Origin of the sequence: Micromonospora sp. WMMA1949, assembly GCF_027460145.1 — a bacterium.
Lineage (GTDB): Bacteria > Actinomycetota > Actinomycetes > Mycobacteriales > Micromonosporaceae > Micromonospora.
In genome coordinates this window covers 5,703,035-5,719,654 of record NZ_JAPZBG010000001.1, presented here as the reverse complement: position 1 = coordinate 5,719,654, position 16,620 = coordinate 5,703,035, and the positions used below count along the sequence as shown (strand labels likewise).

The 16,620-nt window shown below is 72.6% G+C and carries 18 protein-coding genes and 1 riboswitch; of the genes, 1 reads left to right on the top strand and 17 read right to left on the bottom strand.

The window, feature by feature from the left end; genetic code table 11:
• Window positions 1-91: 91 nt before the first annotated feature.
• The gene (gene gcvP / locus O7607_RS26710) at window positions 92-2,914 is read right to left on the bottom strand and encodes an aminomethyl-transferring glycine dehydrogenase (RefSeq protein ID WP_269706073.1); all 2,823 of its coding nucleotides are present in this window, start codon (window positions 2,912-2,914) and stop codon (window positions 92-94) included.
• A 74-nt stretch (window positions 2,915-2,988) separates the two neighbouring features.
• Window positions 2,989-3,079, bottom strand: a riboswitch (glycine riboswitch).
• A 57-nt stretch (window positions 3,080-3,136) separates the two neighbouring features.
• Window positions 3,137-3,979 carry an NAD-dependent protein deacetylase gene (locus tag O7607_RS26705; protein ID WP_269706071.1) on the bottom strand — a complete coding sequence of 281 codons (843 nt, stop codon included), beginning with the start codon at window positions 3,977-3,979 and terminating at the stop codon, window positions 3,137-3,139.
• Between the two features lie 178 nt (window positions 3,980-4,157).
• Between O7607_RS26705 and O7607_RS26700 the strand changes: the two genes are divergently transcribed.
• Window positions 4,158-4,814 (top strand): NAD(P)H-binding protein, encoded by a 657-nt coding sequence (locus O7607_RS26700; protein ID WP_269706069.1) that lies wholly within the window; start codon window positions 4,158-4,160, stop codon window positions 4,812-4,814.
• 50 nt (window positions 4,815-4,864) lie between these two features.
• Here the strand turns inward: O7607_RS26700 and O7607_RS26695 are convergent, their stop codons facing one another.
• The 15 genes from O7607_RS26695 to O7607_RS26625 form a co-directional block, all read right to left on the bottom strand.
• Complete coding sequence (locus O7607_RS26695) at window positions 4,865-5,545, bottom strand: DivIVA domain-containing protein (RefSeq protein WP_269706067.1); 681 nt, start codon at window positions 5,543-5,545, stop codon at window positions 4,865-4,867.
• A gap of 55 nt (window positions 5,546-5,600) precedes the next feature.
• Window positions 5,601-6,776: a globin domain-containing protein gene (locus O7607_RS26690; RefSeq protein WP_269706065.1), complete on the bottom strand. Its 1,176-nt coding sequence runs from the start codon at window positions 6,774-6,776 to the stop codon at window positions 5,601-5,603.
• Between the two features lie 2 nt (window positions 6,777-6,778).
• On the bottom strand, window positions 6,779-7,168 hold the full coding sequence (locus O7607_RS26685) for a group I truncated hemoglobin (RefSeq protein WP_269706064.1): 390 nt from the start codon (window positions 7,166-7,168) through the stop codon (window positions 6,779-6,781).
• 436 nt (window positions 7,169-7,604) lie between these two features.
• Complete coding sequence (locus O7607_RS26680; RefSeq protein WP_269706062.1) at window positions 7,605-8,192, bottom strand: MerR family transcriptional regulator; 588 nt, start codon at window positions 8,190-8,192, stop codon at window positions 7,605-7,607.
• 143 nt (window positions 8,193-8,335) lie between these two features.
• Window positions 8,336-8,800: a bifunctional nuclease family protein gene (locus O7607_RS26675; RefSeq protein WP_088647333.1), complete on the bottom strand. Its 465-nt coding sequence runs from the start codon at window positions 8,798-8,800 to the stop codon at window positions 8,336-8,338.
• Window positions 8,801-9,010: 210 nt separating this feature from the next.
• Window positions 9,011-9,712, bottom strand: a complete 702-nt coding sequence (gene ftsR, locus O7607_RS26670; RefSeq protein ID WP_269706060.1) for a transcriptional regulator FtsR — start codon at window positions 9,710-9,712, stop codon at window positions 9,011-9,013.
• A 50-nt stretch (window positions 9,713-9,762) separates the two neighbouring features.
• Window positions 9,763-10,215, bottom strand: a complete 453-nt coding sequence (gene odhI / locus O7607_RS26665) for an oxoglutarate dehydrogenase inhibitor Odhl (protein WP_007071101.1) — start codon at window positions 10,213-10,215, stop codon at window positions 9,763-9,765.
• Between the two features lie 216 nt (window positions 10,216-10,431).
• Entirely contained in the window at window positions 10,432-10,812 is a 381-nt protein-coding gene (gcvH, locus tag O7607_RS26660; RefSeq protein WP_269706058.1) for a glycine cleavage system protein GcvH, read from the bottom strand.
• Window positions 10,813-10,866: 54 nt separating this feature from the next.
• A complete protein-coding gene (locus O7607_RS26655) occupies window positions 10,867-11,805 on the bottom strand; it encodes a DUF881 domain-containing protein (protein WP_269706056.1) in 939 nt (312 codons plus the stop codon).
• A gap of 10 nt (window positions 11,806-11,815) precedes the next feature.
• A complete protein-coding gene (locus O7607_RS26650; protein ID WP_007071104.1) occupies window positions 11,816-12,148 on the bottom strand; it encodes a small basic family protein in 333 nt (110 codons plus the stop codon).
• The gene (locus O7607_RS26645; RefSeq protein ID WP_269706054.1) at window positions 12,145-13,113 is read right to left on the bottom strand and encodes a DUF881 domain-containing protein; all 969 of its coding nucleotides are present in this window, start codon (window positions 13,111-13,113) and stop codon (window positions 12,145-12,147) included. The genes O7607_RS26650 and O7607_RS26645 overlap by 4 nt, the downstream gene beginning before the upstream one ends.
• Complete coding sequence (locus O7607_RS26640; protein WP_433493218.1) at window positions 13,110-13,736, bottom strand: CDP-alcohol phosphatidyltransferase family protein; 627 nt, start codon at window positions 13,734-13,736, stop codon at window positions 13,110-13,112. Before O7607_RS26640 ends, O7607_RS26645 begins: the two co-directional genes overlap by 4 nt.
• A 308-nt stretch (window positions 13,737-14,044) precedes the next feature.
• Window positions 14,045-14,515, bottom strand: a complete 471-nt coding sequence (locus O7607_RS26635; RefSeq protein ID WP_269706051.1) for a MarR family winged helix-turn-helix transcriptional regulator — start codon at window positions 14,513-14,515, stop codon at window positions 14,045-14,047.
• 48 nt (window positions 14,516-14,563) lie between these two features.
• Window positions 14,564-15,751 carry a PP2C family protein-serine/threonine phosphatase gene (locus tag O7607_RS26630; RefSeq protein WP_269707085.1) on the bottom strand — a complete coding sequence of 396 codons (1,188 nt, stop codon included), beginning with the start codon at window positions 15,749-15,751 and terminating at the stop codon, window positions 14,564-14,566.
• 98 nt (window positions 15,752-15,849) lie between these two features.
• Entirely contained in the window at window positions 15,850-16,596 is a 747-nt protein-coding gene (locus O7607_RS26625; RefSeq protein ID WP_269706049.1) for an SAM-dependent methyltransferase, read from the bottom strand.
• Window positions 16,597-16,620: the final 24 nt, after the last annotated feature.

The following is a 16,620-nucleotide window of genomic DNA, read 5'->3' as shown; positions in this document are numbered from 1 at the left end:
ATCACGCAGCGTCAGTGAGCGTACGCGCCGGTCATGACCGGCGCGCGCACCGGCCGGGGCGGCGACAGCCCACCGCCCCGGCGTCCGCCGCTCAGTCCTCGAACGCCTCCGGCGCGGGACACGAGCAGACCAGGTTCCGGTCGCCGTACGCGCCGTCGACGCGCCGCACCGGAGGCCAGTACCGGCCCGCCCGGTCCACACCCGCCGGGTAGGCGCCCACCGACCGCGGGTACGGGTGCGGCCACTCGTCGGCCGACACCATCGCCGCCGTGTGCGGCGCGTTGGACAGCGGGTTGTCCCCCGCCGGCCACTCCCCCGAGCCGACCTTGTCGATCTCCGCCCGGATCGCGATCATCGCGTCGCAGAAGCGGTCCAGCTCGGCCAGGTCCTCACTCTCGGTCGGCTCCACCATCAGCGTCCCGGCCACCGGGAACGACATCGTCGGCGCGTGGAAACCGTAGTCGATCAGCCGCTTCGCCACGTCGTCGACGCTCACGCCGGTCGCCTTGGTCAGTGACCGCAGATCCAGGATGCACTCGTGCGCGACCAGGCCCTTGTTGCCGGCGTACAGCACCGGGAAGTGCGCCCGCAGCCGCGCCGCCACGTAGTTCGCCGCGAGGACCGCCACGCCGGTGGCGCGGGCCAGCCCGTCGGCGCCCATCATCCGCAGGTACGCCCACGGAATCGGCAGGATCCCCGCCGACCCGTGCTTGGCCGCCGCGATCGCCGGCCGCCCGTCGGCGCGCGCTCCGAGGGGGTCACCGGGCAGGAACGGCGCCAGGTGCGACCGCACCGCCACCGGGCCCACGCCCGGGCCGCCACCGCCGTGCGGAATGCAGAACGTCTTGTGCAGGTTCAGGTGCGACACGTCCGCGCCGAACCGGCCCGGCTTGGCGAACCCGACCAGCGCGTTGAGGTTCGCGCCGTCGACGTACACCTGCCCGCCCGCGTCGTGGACCTTCGCGCACAGCTGGGCGATGCCGGTCTCGTACACGCCGTGCGTCGACGGGTACGTCACCATGATCGCGGCGAGCGTGTCCCGGTGCTTGTCGATCTTCGCGTCGAGGTCGACCAGGTCGACGTTGCCGTCCGCGTCGCAGCCGACCACCACGACCCGCATGCCGGCCATCACCGCCGACGCGGCGTTGGTGCCGTGCGCCGACGACGGGATCAGGCACACGTCGCGGTGCCCCTCGCCGCGCTCCCGGTGGTAGGCGCGGATCGCCAGCAGCCCGGCCAGCTCGCCCTGCGACCCGGCGTTCGGCTGGACGCTGACCGCGTCGTAGCCGGTGACCTCGGCCAGCCAGCCCTCCAGCTGCGCGATCAGCTCCCGGTACCCGGCGGTCTGCGTGTCCGGCGCGAACGGGTGCAGGTGCGCGAACTCCGGCCAGGTGATCGGTTCCATCTCGGTGGTGGCGTTGAGCTTCATGGTGCACGACCCCAGCGGGATCATGCCGCGGTCCAGCGCGTAGTCGAAGTCGGCCAGGCGGCGCAGGTAGCGCAGCATCGCCGTCTCCGAGTGGTGGCTGTGGAACACCGGGTGGGTGAGGAAGCCCGACGTGCGGGCCAGCCCGTCCGGCACTGCCGCGTCGGTGTCGCCGTCGAACCCGTCGACGCCGAACGCCGCCCACACCGCCTGCAGGTGCGCGGGCGTGGTGGTCTCGTCGCAGGAGATGCCGACCCGGTCGGCGTCGACCAGCCGCAGGTTCACGTTGCGTTCGGCCGCGGCGGCCACCACCTGCGCGGCCCGGCCCGGCACGGTCGCGGTGACGGTGTCGAAGAACGCGACGTCCGCGACCTCGACGCCGCCGGCGCGCAGGCCGGCCGCGAGCCGCGCCGCCGCCTCGTGGGTACGCCGGGCGATCGCGCGCAGCCCGTCCGGGCCGTGGTAGACGGCGTACATGCCGGCCATCACCGCGAGGAGCACCTGGGCGGTGCAGATGTTGCTTGTCGCCTTCTCCCGCCGGATGTGCTGCTCGCGGGTCTGCAACGCCAGCCGGTACGCCGGGTTGCCGTCGGCGTCGCGGGACACCCCGACCAGCCGGCCGGGCAGCATCCGCTCCAGACCGGAGCGCACCGCCAGGTAACCGGCGTGCGGACCGCCGAAGCCCATCGGCACGCCGAACCGCTGGGTGGTGCCGGCGGCGATGTCGGCGCCGATCTCGCCCGGCGGGCGCAGCAGCGTCAACGCCAGCAGATCCGCCGCGACGGTCACCAGCGCGCCCGCGCCGTGCGCCGCCTCGACCAGCGCCCGATGGTCACGGACCGCGCCGGACGCGCCCGGGTACTGCAGGTGCAGGCCGAAGAACTCCGCCGGCAGCTCGTCGCGCTCGACGTCGAGCACGCGCACCTCGATGCCGAGCGGCTCGGCCCGGCCGGCGATCACCGCGATGGTCTGCGGCAGCGCGTCGGCGTCGACCACGTACACCGGGCTCTTGCTCTTGGACGCGCGGCGGGCGAGCGTCATCGCCTCGGCCGCGGCGGTGCCCTCGTCGAGCATCGACGCGTTCGCGGTCGCCAGACCGGTCAGGTCGGTGACCATGGTCTGGAAGTTCAGCAGCGCCTCCAGCCGGCCCTGGCTGATCTCCGGCTGGTACGGCGTGTACGCGGTGTACCAGGCCGGGTTCTCCAGCACGTTGCGGCGGATCACCGCCGGCGTGTGCGTGCCGTGGTAGCCCAGGCCGATCATGGACACGGCGACGGTGTTACGGGCGGCCAGGGCGCGCAGCTCGGCGATCGCCTCCCGCTCGCTCGCCGGGGCGGGCAGGTCCAGGGTGCCGTGCCAGCGGATCACCTCGGGGATCGCGGCGTCCATCAGCTCGTCGACGGAGCTGTATCCGACGGTCTCCAGCATGCGGCGCTCGTCGTCGCGGCCGGGACCGATGTGCCGGTCGGCGAACTGCTCTGCGGTCATGCGCTGCGCTCCTTGATGGGGGCGAGGTCGACGGGTCGGCCTCCCCCTGAGTCGCGCTGACGCGCTCCACAGCGCCTGCCCACGTGGTCCTTTTGCCTGAGAGGTTCCGGGGAGAATCTGCCCCTTCGGCGCCGTCGAATCGACGGTCTCTCCCACGTGGGTGGTACCGGCACCCCCAACGCTACCAGCGGGCGTGTTTCCGGCTCATGTCCCGGGGGTTGATCACACCGGCGCCGGGGCCGCCGCGCACCGGTCGGCCAGCGCCCGCAGGGTGGCGCCCAGCGGCGCGTCCAGGCGCAGCGCCGCGTACCCGTCGCCGCGGGTGACGCCCTGGTTGACGATCGCCACCGGGATGCCGTGGCGGGCCGCGCGCAGCACGAACCGCCGCCCCGACATCACCGTCAACGACGACCCGAGCACCAGCAGCGCCCGGGCCCGTTCGACCAGCGCGAAACAGTCGGCGACCCGGGGCGCGGGGACCGTCTCGCCGAAGAACACCACGTCCGGTTTCAGCATGCCGGTGCCGCAGAGACCGCAGTCGGCGGTGCGGAACCCGGTCACCGCCTCGTCGGGCAGGTCCACGTCGCCGTCGGGGTTGACGCGCGCCACCCGCGCGTCGAATCCCGGGTTCGCCTCCGACAGGCGCCGGTGCAGCTCGTCGCGGCCGGTGGCGTTGCCGCAGTCCAGGCACGTCACCTCGTCGAGGCGGCCGTGCAGCTCGATGACCCCGGTGGCGCCGGCGGCGGTGTGCAGCCCGTCGACGTTCTGGGTGATGATGCCGCCGAGCAGCCCGGCCGCCTGCAACCGGGCCACCGCCCGGTGCCCGTCGTTCGGCTCCGCCCGGGCGATCATCTGCCAGCCCAGGTGGCTGCGTGCCCAGTACCGCCGCCGCGCCAGCGGATCCCGGGTGAACTCCTGGTACGTCATCGGGGTGTGCCGGCGGGCCGCGCCGCTGGGCCCCCGGTAGTCCGGGATGCCCGACTCGGTGGACAGGCCCGCGCCGCTGAGCACCACCACGTCACCGGCGGCCACCAGCCGTGTCAACTCCTCGAACGCCTCACTCACCCGTCCATGGTCCCTCGCCGGCCCCGCGCCTCCCACCCGCTCACCCGACCGCTCGCCCGCCCGGTGCCGTCGATCATGAGGTTGGCGGCGGTCCGGCCCGGCGTGTCGTACCGCCAACCTCATGATCGACGAGGCCGGTCGTCCGGCGAGGCCGCCGGGCCCGGGCTACGTTGGGTGCATGCGCGTCGTGATTGCCGGAGGGCACGGGAAGATCGCCAAACTGCTGGAGCGGGAACTGGCCGGACGCGGCGACACCGCGCTCGGACTGATCCGCAACCCCGACCACGCCGCCGCGCTGCGCGCCGCCGGCGCCGAACCGGTCGTCTGCGACCTGGAACACACCGACGTCGACACCCTCGCCGGCCACCTCACCGGCGCCGACGCGGTCGTGTTCGCCGCCGGCGCCGGACCCGGCAGCGGCGCCGCCCGCAAGGACACCGTCGACCGCGGCGCCGCCGTGCTGCTCGCCGACGCCGCCGTCCGCGCCGGGGTACGCCGCTACCTGCTGGTCTCCTCCATGGGCGTGGACAACGCGCCCGCCGAGGGCACCGACGACGTGTGGGCGGCGTACCTGCGCGCCAAGAAGGCCGCCGAGGACGACGTCACCGCGCGGGACCTCGACGTGACGGTCCTGCGGCCCGGCCGGCTCACCGACGACGAACCCGAAGGCCGCATCACCCTGACCCGGCACGCCGGATCGGGCGCGATCAGCCGCGCCGACGTGGCCCGGGTGCTGCTCGCCCTGCTGTACGCCCCGGCCACCGCCGGACACACCCTGGAACTCGTCGGCGGAGACACCCCCATCGCCGAGGCCGTCGCCGCCGTCACCACCTGACCCGCCGGGTACGTCCCGGCCCGCCCGCCGCGGCGGACCGGGACACCGGATCAGCGCTGGTGGCGCGACAACGCCGGCTGCGGCGCGGCCGCGCCGCCCTGCGGCAACTCCCGGGCGATCCGCTCCATCGTGCGCGACAACTGCTCACTGCCGTCGTCGAGGTGCCGGGCCGCCGCCTGCATGTGCGAGATCATCATCTCGCCGAAGATCCGCAACGCCTCACGCGTCGCCACCGAGTCGTCGAAGCCGCTGCCGGCGGCGCTGCGGTACTCCGTCACCGCCCGCTCGGCCTCCCGCTTCGCCTCCTCCGCCGCCGCCCGCATGTAACTCTCGTACTGGGTACGGGCGTACTCGGCGACCCGGCGGGCGTAGTCGTGGGCCTGCGCGATGATCTGCTCGGCCTCCCGCTGCGCCGCCGACAACAGGTTGACCTCCTTCGCCGCCGGCGCCACCGCCGCCTCGGCGCTCGGAATCACCCCGTGCCGGTGCAGCTCCAGATGGTCGTTGAGCCGCTCGTTCTCCGCCCGCAGGTTCGCCACCTGCGCCGCCAGCAGATCCAGCTCGTCGGCCACCTGCAACCGGAACCGGTCCACGTCGGTCTGGTCGTAGCCGCGCCGGGTGAACGCCGCCGACCCGAACTCCCACCGCCGGACCCGGTCCGAGGTCAACCGCACCTGCACCGGACCGGACACCTGCTGCGCGTCGTAACTGCCGATCGGACCCGCGCTCACCGGTCCACCTCCGTTCGCGGCTGCGGGGCTCGCAACACCGGCTCACTCCTCGCGCTCACCGGCCCACCTCCGTTGTTCCCGGCCCCTCGGCGCCGGTCATCGTCCGCCACGCCGGGCCGTACCAGTGCTTGCCGTAGCCCTCGTGATGCACCTGGCCCGGCTGGTAGCCGGCGCCGGTGAACGCCGCCACCGAATGACCCACCATCTCGTCGGACCCGCACACGTACACGTGCCGCGACCGCCAGTCCCCGTCGGCGAGCACCCGGTCGGCGATCCGCACCGGCTCCCCCGGCCGGGCCGGATCCGCACCCGCCACGTACGACACCCGCAGCCACGGATGCGTCGCCGCCAGCTTGTCGATCGCCTCGCTGTCGTAGAACTCCGCCCGCGAACGGGCACCCACATACAGGTCGACCCGCCGCCCCGAGCCCTCCGCCGCGACCTGCTCCACCAGCGCCTTCACCGGCGCCCAGCCGGTACCACCGGCCAGCAGCAGCAGATCCGACGACCCGGCCTGCCACAACGTCAACCGGTCCCCCACCGGCGAGGCCAGGTGCAGCTGGTCACCGGCCGCGCACCCGTACACCAGACGCGACGACACCACACCACCCGGCGCGGCCCGCACGTGCAGCTCCACCGTGCCGTCCGGGCGCGGCGCGTTCGCCGGCGAGTAGTACCGCCACGACCGCACCGCCGGATGCGACACCCCGATCGACTGGCCCGCCGTGAACGGCAACAGGTACTGCGGACGCACCGTCAGCACCGCCACGTCGAACGTGCGCTGCTCGTGCGTCAGCACCTCCGCCACCCACCACGGCGGTGACTGCGACTCCGCGGCCTGCGCACCCTCGGTCATCACCTGCGCCACGAGCCCGTACGCCGCGGTCCAGTCGGCGGCCAGTTCCTCGGTCCACGCGTCACCGCAGAAGTGCCGCAACGTGGCCAGCAGCGCCTCACCGACCGCCGGGTAGTGCTCGGCGCGCACCGCGAACTTGCGGTGATCCGCGCCCAGGTCCCGCAGGAACCCGACGAGCCGGTCAACCTGGTCCACGTGGGACACCACGTGCCCCAGCGCCGCCACCAGACGGTCCCGCTGCCCGGCCATGTTCGTGGGGAACATCTGCCGGGTCTCCGGATGCGCCAGGAACAGCGTCGAATAGAAGTAGAGCGGCACCTGGTCGCCGTGCGCGGCGACCAGGGACCAGCTCTGCTTGAGCCGTGCGACGTCCACGCTCAGGCGTCTCCCGCCGACACGACCTGCTCCCGCACCTGCCCGAGCACGACCTGCACGTCAGCGATCACGTCCGCCGGCACACCCAGCTCGACCAGCGTCGCGGTCAGGTGCTCACCGACCTTCGCGTAGTGCTCCCCGGTGATGCGCAACGGCTGATGCGCCTCGGCCAGCCCACGGCCCGCGTACTCGTTCGGACCACCCAGCACCACCGCCAGCATCAGCGCCAGGTGCCGCCGCTGCTCCACCATGTCCACGTCGGAGAAGTAGCCGGCCAGATCCGGATCGGCCAGCACCTTGTCGTAGAACAGCTCCACCGCGGCCTTGACCGCCGCCGCGCCGCCGATGCGCTCGTAGTGGGAGATCGGGGTGGTCTCGCTCGTCACCGTCATGCTCGGTCCTTCCACCAGGGGTCCGCGGGCAGCGCCGCGGCAGGGGCTCGCCGTCCGGCGCGGCGTCACACAGCGTTCCGCCGTGATCCCGACACGCCGACGACCGGAACGGACCATAGCGCGCCCGCCACGGCACTTCACGCCCGCCCTGTCCGGATCCCGACAACTGTCAACCACGGACAGTGAGCAAAACGGCCGAAGCCGATTGACGTATCGCGGCAGACCGGACACGAACCGTCATCGCGAACGGCGTACGGTCCTTTTCGGACATCGCCCGCGCGCATGCCGTGACCTGCGCAGATTCCCGGCCACCCCGAACCGCTTTCCCCGCCGGCCCCGACCCAGGGCGGAGGACCACACCCCGTCACCAAAACACGAATCGCACCGCACCCTTTTTCGGGCGCGGCGCGATCCCGTCAACGAGACGCGACGCAGGTCACCCGGCCCGGCGCCGCGCCCGGCGCGCCGCCAGCTCGTCCCCGACCGACTCCGGCTCCGGCTCCACCGCCGGCACGGCCGGCTCCTGCCCGCCCACCGGCTCCGCCGGCAGATGCGACAACGAACCCTGGATCTCCTTGAACGCGCCACCGATCGCGATGCCGAACACGCCCTGGCCACCCTGCAACAGGTCGACCACCTCCTCCGGCGACCGGCACTCGTACACGGTCGTCCCGTCGGAGATCAACGTGATGCCCGCCAGATCGTCCACCCCACGCGACCGCAACGCCTCGATCGCCTTACGGATGTTCTGCAACGACACCCCGGCGTCCAGCAGCCGCTTCACGACCTTCAACACCACCAGGTCGCGGAACGAGTACAACCGCGACGTCCCCGAACCCGACGCGTCGCGCACACTCGGCACCACCAGCGCCGTACGTGCCCAGTAGTCGAGCTGCCGGTAACTGATCCCCACCGCCGAACACGCGGTCACACCCCGGTAACCGACCTCGCCGTCACCGGCCGGATCGGCCCCCACACCCGCCTGCCGTTCCGCACCCGGACCAGAATCCCGCGGCTCGTGCATCGGACCAACCTCCCCGCGCCCGTGGCGGTGCCGCGTCGATTCCCCGTACGCGCACCACTCGACACGGCAACCCTAACGCCGCCCCCCGGACTTCACCCGCAGGAAACACCGCGACACGCCGCGCCACCACCGGGCGGGACACCTCAACCCGCGAAGTCCTCCGGACGCACCTGCTCCAGGAACTCCCGGAACTTCTCCACCTCGTCCTCCTGCTCGTCCGGGATCACGATCCCCGCCTCACTGAGGACCTGCTCCGCACAACGAATCGGAGCACCCACCCGCAACGCCAACGCGATGGAGTCACTCGGCCGCGCCGACACCCGCACACCGTCACCGAGGAGAAGATCCGCGTAGAACACGTTCTCCTTCAACTCGGTGATCTCCACCGCCCGCAACGGCGCCTGCAACGCCGCCAGCACATCCCGCAGAAGATCGTGCGTCAACGGCCGGGCCGGCTTGACCCCCTGCTGCTCGTAAGCGATCGCCGTCGCCTCGACCGCGCCGATCCAGATCGGCAGATAGCGGTCCCCCTCGACCTCCCGCAGCAGGACGATCGGCTGGTTGCTGGGCAACTCCACCCGAACTCCGACCACGCTCAGCTCGCGCACCGCCGCCTCCGTGTCGTCGTCACCTTGCACCGCGCCCTTCCCTGCACGGTACACGGACCAGGACACGGGAGTCCCACGCGCTACGTGCACCACGCCTCGCCGGACGGGCATACCCCGGCAAGCCTACGACACGCTCCGCCGACCAGATCTTTCCGCGCCACCCACGACGAAGGGCCGGGCGCCCACAGCACCCGGCCCCTCGCACCGACCTCACCGGCCCAACGTCGACCGCAGCCCCACCCGCACCAACGCCGCGTGCAACCGCTGCGACAACGCCACCAACTCCCGCGCCGTCTCCGCCGCCCGCGCCCGCGCCGCCGGATCGCTCTGCCGCGCCAACGGCGCCACAAGCTGCGCGAACAACCCGACCTCACGATCCGCCGCCGACCGGAACGCCCGCAGATGCCGAGGCTCCAACCCGTACGCCGCCAGACCCGCCACCGCACTCGCGATGATCAACGCATCCGCGTCGTACCACCCCGGCGGATCCGGCACCAGCACACCCAGCCGCTCCAACTCCGCGAGCGTCGACTCGTCCACACCACTACGAGCGATCAGACCCGCCCGGTCCAGCCGCACCTCCGACGACTCGGCCGACTCCGCCGGCTCCCGGCCCGGAACCTCACCACCCGGACCCACAGCCACCAGATTCGGCCGCCCCCGCCCCGGCGACGGACCAGACCCGTCCCACTCGGCCAACTGCTCCCGGATCACCCGCAACGGCAGGTACTGATCCCGCTGCGCGGTCAACACGAACCGCAACCGCGCCACGTCGTCCCAGCCGTACTTCCGATAACCCGACGGCGTCCGCTGCGGCTCCACCAGGCCCTCGGCCTCCAGAAACCGCAACTTCGAGATCGTGACGTCCGGAAACTCCGGCCGCAACTGCGCCAGCACCTCGCCGATACTCATCAGCGCAGGCGCACGCGCCGCCCCGGACGGCGTCGAAGCCGCAGGCTCGTTCACCCCCGGCCGGCCTCCTCCTCCGGGCGCGGACCGGCGATGAACACCACCCGGAACTTGCCGATCTGCACCTCGTCACCGTTGCTCAACGTCGCCGCCTCGACCCGCTCACGATTCACGTACGTGCCGTTCAGGCTGCCCACATCCCGCACCGTGAACGTCCCACCGTCACGGTGGAACTCCGCGTGCCGCCGCGACACCGTCACGTCGTCCAGGAAGATGTCACTGTCCGGGTGCCGCCCACTCGTCGTCACATCGTGGTCCAACAGGAACCGGGCACCCGCATTCGGACCCCGGCGAACCACCAGCAACGCCATACCCGGCGGCAACGAACCGGACATCCGGCTCGGCACCACATCGGTGTCCGGCCCCTCCAGCACTTCGTCGAGCGAACCGAGATTGAGCGTCGAAGTGACGTCGAGCGGGGGGAACTCGTCGTCTGGGCGCGTCATGGGACCACCTCACGGATCTGTTCGGTCGGCGTCAGGGAATGGCGGGACTGGCCGCCGGGCAACACCACACCCGGCGGCTGGCTCCCCGTGCCCGGGAAGGCGCATTCCGCAACGCTCAAACTATTGGTTCTCGGTCGACTGGGCGAGCCTAGCCAGCGCCGAAATGCAGGGCAACCGGACGCGCGGAACCGCGCCGCCGCCCGGAACAGCACGAACTCAGCTCTCGGTGAGCTCGCGGTACGCATCGGCGGTCAGCAAACCCTCGACCGCCGCCGGATCGTCCGGAGTGATCTCCACCAACCACCCCGCACCGTACGGATCCGTGTTGATCACCTCAGGGGTGTCGGCCAGCGCCTCGTTGCGCGCCGCCACCGTGCCACTCAACGGCGCGTAGATCTCCGACACGCTCTTCGTCGACTCGATCTCGCCCAGCGACTCGCCCGCCGCCACCACCGCACCGGCTTCCGGCAGCTGCACGAACACGATGTCACCCAGGGCGTCCTGCGCGAAGTGCGTGATACCGACGCGGACGACACCACCGTCACCGCCGACCACCCACTCGTGCTCGGCGGTGTACCGCAGATCCTCAGGAATCACCAACTGCGTCCTTCGTCATCGGTGCACCGGAGAAACCGGCGCGGCCGCGACCGGTCAGGAGACCGGCCGGGCGTGGTCCAGCTTGATCGGCGCGTGCAGCTGCGAAACCTCCACAACCTCACGATCCTCGGACGTCACGTTACCGCCGCCGTCCCGCACCGATGCGACCACCCCGCCGGGAATGTTCAACGCCGTACGCATCGTCGCCGGATCACCGATCACCATGATCGTGAACGGACCCGTCAACCGCCGCCCGTCCACCACCAGCGCACCGTCCGGCCCGTCCACGAAATACGTCGACGCGATGATCCGCGCCGCCGTACCGTCCGCACCCTGGATCTGCATCGCCTCCGCGCCCGCACCCCGCAGCTCCTGCACCGCGTCCAGGATCCGCGTCGACGACACCGCCTTCGCCGGCCCCGTGAACCGCACCTCAAGACCCGGACCCACCGCGGGCAACGTCCCCGCCAGGATGCCCAACTCGTCCGCCCGCCGCGTCGCCTCCTCCAGCGCCGCCTGCCGGCCCTGCTCACCCGAGCGCAACTGCCGCTGGCTCTCCTCCAGCAACTCGATCTCCTGGCGCAGCCGCCGCTCCCGCGAATCCAGATCCGACGAGATCCGCACCAGGTCCTCCTCCCGCGTCGCCGCGAGCGTCGGATCCGTCGACGTCGTCTTGAACTGCACCACCAGCGTGAAACCCAGCAACGCCAGCAACACCGCGATCATCGCGCCCGCCGACGAGAACCGCCGCGCCGCCGACGGCACCGCCGCCCCGGCCGACGCACCCGGCTCCGGCTCGGACTCCGGCACCGCCTCCCGCTCCGCGGGCTCCACCGCCTCGTCCGGCACCGGCTCCACCGGCGCCAACGGGCTCAACTCGTCCGGATCGGGCGCGTCCGGGCGCGGATCCGGCTCACCGGCCGGACCCGACGGCCGCGCCGGCTCCCCCGGTCGCGGCCACCCCGTACCCGTCTCCCTGTGTTCCTCGCTCATCGCCACAAACCTACGCCCGGAACAGGTGCCGGCGGATCGCCGCCACATTTCCGAAGATGCGCACCCCGAGCACGACCACCACACCGGTGGACAACTGACCGCCCACGCCCAACTGGTCACCCAGATACACGATCAGCCCCGCCACCAGCACGTTCGAGATGAACGACACCACGAACTGCTTGTCGTCGAAGATCCGGTCCAGCTTCGCCCGCACCCCACCGAACACCGCGTCCAACGCGGCCACCACCGCAATCGGCAGATACGGCTGCAACGCCGCCGGCACCGTGGGGTCCAGATACACCCCGAGCACCACACCGGCGAGCAACGCCAGCACCGCGATCATCGGCCACCTCCCGAGGGGCTGGAAGAACCACCCGGGCCGGACGACCCGGGACTCGACGAACCGGCGGCACCCGAACCCGAGGGACGCGCACTCGCGCTCGGACTCGGGGTCGCCGGAGGCTCGGCGTAGCGTAGCCGCGGCTGCGGCGCCGCCGGCAGGGTGAGGTCGTCGGCCCGCTTCATCCCGAACGACAGACCCGTCGTCCGCGCCACCTCACGCATCAACGCCGCCGCCCGGCTCTGGTCGAACCGGTCCCGCATCGACCGCGGCCCGATCGCCTGCACCTCGTACGGACCCGTCACCGGCCGGTAGTCCACCAGGATCGCCTCACCCGCCGACCGGATCGTCGACGTCGCCGTCAACCGCTGGCCGTTCACCGCCACCGCCTCGGCGCCCGCCGCCCACAACGCGTTCGCGACCTTCTGCAGATCCGAATACAGCACCCGGGACGGACCCGCGTCACCGGTGGTCACCCCGTCCTGATCCGCCGCCGCGTCGGCCAGCCGCACCACCACGCCGTCCCCGCGCACCCGGGCCAGGCCGGTACCCGCCTCCAGCGTGCGCAACCGGGACGCCTGCGAACCGCTCAACGTCGCGTCCCGCTGCCGCCCGACCTCCTCACGCAACTGCTCGGCGCGCTCGGTCAACCGGTCGGTCTCCGCCTCCCGGCCCTTGATCTCGGCCACCAGCCCTGCCCGCGCCGTCGCGCGGCTCGGCTCCTCCGCCACCGTCTCCCGGTACGCCACCGCGAACAGGAACCCGATCACCGCCAGCACCAGCAGGCTCACCGGCCGGCCCAGCACCTCCCGCACCCGCGACACCGAGCCCGTCGCCCGGCGCGCCGCCGCGTCCCCGTACCCGGGGTCCAGCGGATTGCGGAACAGCTCGGTCAGGAAGTCCGGCGCGTACACCCGGGTCGACGGGTCGCGCTCCTTCTCCCCGTCCCGCGACGGCGGAGTGGTCATGCCGCCGCCTCCGCGCGCTGCGCCCGCACGAGGCGGGCGGCCTGCACCACGTACATCGCGCCGGCGACCCAGTAGAGGACGAGGCCCCACCACGCCAGCCCCCAGCCGATCGCCCCGGCGGCGGTGCCGGCATCCGGCACCGCGTCGGCCAGCAGCAGGATCGGGAACGCCGCCAGCAGCAGGAACGTCGCGGTCTTGCCCACGTAGTGCACCGGCGGCGGGCCGTAGCCGTAGCGGCGCAGCACCCCGAGGGACACCAGCAGCAGCAGTTCCCGGGCCAGCAGCGCCCCGGTGAACTGCCACGGCACCACCTCCCGGGCGGTGAACGCGAGCAGCGTGGCGAGGATGTAGAGGCGGTCGGCCAGCGGGTCGAGCAGCTCGCCGAGCCGGCTCACCTGTCCCAGGCGGCGGGCGATCCAGCCGTCCACCCAGTCGCTGGTCCCGCCGACGGCGAGCACCGCGATGGCGGCGACGTCGGCTCGGACCACGAGGAACAGGTAGAGGAAGATCGGCACGCCGACGAGCCGGACGAAGCTGATCAGGTTGGGCAGCGTGAGGACGCGGTCTCCCACGACAGTGGTCCCGGAATCCGGTTGCTCCGATGGAGCCGGCCGACGCGACACCGAACCCTCCCTTCGCAGCACGGTCCGGCAGCCGGATGAACGGCCGCTGGAGGGACGTGCGCGTTGCCGGCCGGTCAGACGCCGGCGCCCTCTGTGATCCCGGGCTGGGACCTCCCCGACGCGGCCCGCCCTCGTGGTGATCACGGGCCGCCCAGGTGCGCTGCCACTATATCGGGCTCGCCCTTCTCCCCCGGGCGCCGTGCTGCGTCGTTGCTCAGTGGTGTCACGGTGGGGACCGTCACACTCGCTAGGGCATCCTAGGACACTAGTCGAGCAGCTGGGGACGGTGCGCGTGGCGGGGTGTGAGGTCAGGCGGAGCGGGCGGTCGAGTCCGAGCCGGCCTGCGGGGTGGTCATCGTCGCGGCCTGGCTGAACGCCACCAGGGCCAGCAGCAGCTCGTGCTGCACCCGGTTGGGCATCCGGTCCAGCACGGCCTGCACCGCCCGGTGCCGCCGGTCCTGGAGGTCGCGCAGCAGCGTCTCCGCCGCCGCGGTGGGGATCAGCCGCACCTCCCGCCGGTCGCGCGGGTCCGCCACCCGGCGCAGCAGGCCGACCGCCTCCAGGCGGTCGCAGAGCCGGCTCGCCGACGACGGGACCACGTCCAGCAGCTCGGCCAGCCGGTTCACGTTGGTGTCCGGATGCGACACGATCAGCGACAGCACCCGCAGCTGCGTGGGCGAGACGCTGACGGTGTGCCGGGACGTCGCGGAGTCGAGCACACCGATGAGCGCCTCCGCAGCCGATTCGATGGCCGCGGCAAGATTCGGAGGTCGCTCCACTCGCTGTCCCCTGCGATCGTCCCGCTCGTGTCCGCTCCGCCGCCCCCGTCACTGCCCCGTCACGTCGCCGGACCGGCTGGAGCCGCGCCAGTCCAGGCAGACGACGACCGCGTCGTCACGGAGGTCCGCGTCGGCATGGTACGCATGCAGTTCGCGCATCACCGTACCAACTGCCTCGGTCGCCGGCTGCAGCCGAGTCGACCGCATCGCGCGCGCCATCGCCCGCACACCGTACGGCTCCTGGTCGTCGGGCTCCGCCGCGTACACCCCGTCGCTGACGACGAAGAGACGATCGCCCGGCTCCAGAGTGAACTCCTGCACGTCGTAACGCGTCTCGGCGAACATGCCCAGCGGCAGCTGCTGCTCCAGCGCGATCGGCGTGACGCGGCCCCCGCGCAGCCGCAGCAGTTGCGGTGAACCGGCGTCCACCGCCCGCATCACGCCCCGGCGGCTGTCCAGCTCCAGCAGCAGCGTGGCCACGTGCCGGCTCCCCCGGTGCTGGTAGTAGATGGTGTCCGAGGCCAGCTCCGCCTGCTCCACCAGGCTGCCGCCGGAACGCCGGGCGTTGCGCATGGCGTTCACCGTCATCGCCGTGAGCATCGACGCGGCCAGCCCGATGCCGGTGCCGTTGAGCACGGTGAGGGTGAGCCGGTCGCCGTCCACGGACCAGTCGAAGTGGTCGCCGCCCACCGTGTACGCCGGCTCGAGCTGCCCGGCGAGCAGCGCGTCGCCGATCCGTACGCTGCGCCCGGGCAGCAGATCCCACTGCATCTCGGCGGCCATGCTCAGCCGCTCCCGCCGCCGGGCGCGCCGGTAGCGGTCGGTCTCCCGGTCGGCCGCCCGGATCGCCACGGCCAGCTCCCCCGCGGCGTCGCGAGCGGCCTCCACAGTGGCCGCGTCCGGGTCGCCGGGCAGCTCCACCATCAGCACGCCGAGCCGCTCCCCCCACACCGACAGCGGCAGGTAGGCGCGGCAGCGGCCGTCCTCGACGACGTCCAGCACCGGCTCCTGGCTGCTGAAACAGCGCTGCGCCACGCTGTGGGCCAGCAGCGGGCCGCCGTCGGGCACGTCCGGGTCGAGCACCGGCCAGAGTCCGCTGGCGCGGTAGTCGGCGACGAACACCTCCGCCCGCGCGGCCCCGAGCGTCTGGCGCAGCACCGCGTCCGCGGTCTCCGCCAGCTGGTCGGGTGACGCCGTGCGCAGGGCACGCGACACCGATCCGGACGCCTCCGGCATGCTCATCCTCCGATGACGACTATTGCTACAGGGCAAACATCATACGAAGGTGCCCGAACGGTGAACGCCCCGCCTCGGCCGCGCGTGACCGGACCGGCTCAGCCGGCCTCGCGCAACGCCAGCGCGCCGTGGAACGCGTCCGGCACCGGCTCCGGCTCACCCGCCGGCCGCCACCGCGCCACCGGCACGATGCCGTCGCCGGTCGGCTGCCAGCGGCCCAGCAGCGGCGCGAACCGCTCGGGCGCCCGCATCCGGAACGCCGGACCCATCATCGCCAGCGCCTCGGGGTGCCCGGCCAGCTCCTCGGTGTCGAAGTCGATCGCGAGCCGGCTGCCCGGCGCCACCGCCTGGTACAGCTCGTCGAGCGTACGCGCGAGCGTCTCGTCGTCCAGGAACGCCGCCAGCCCGAGGAAGACCACGCCCACCGGCCGTCTCCCCCAGCCCGGGACGAAACGGTGCAGCAGCGCCCGGTCGACGGTCCCGATGTCGGTGGCGTCGCCGTAGCCGTACCCGGCCCGGTCGCTGCCGGCGAGCAGACTCCGGCCCAGCCGGACCGTCTCCGGGTCCACGTCGGTGTAGAGGACCGTCGCCTCCGGCGCGACCTCGTGCACGTTGCCGCAGGTGGGGACGCCCGCGCCGAAGACCAGGAAGCCGTCCACCCCGTCGGCTGCCATCGCCCGCACGGTACGGCCGAGAAAGCCGCGCAACGACCGGAAGATCACCGCACAGGGCCCGTACGCCGCCTCGAACGCGGCGGCGGCCGCCACGTCCACCGGGCGGTGGTGCCGGCCGCCGAGCCAGTAGTCGATCATGCGGGCGGTGCTCGGTCCGTCCGGCTGATCCATCGACAGGGCTCCCTCCCCTGGGCG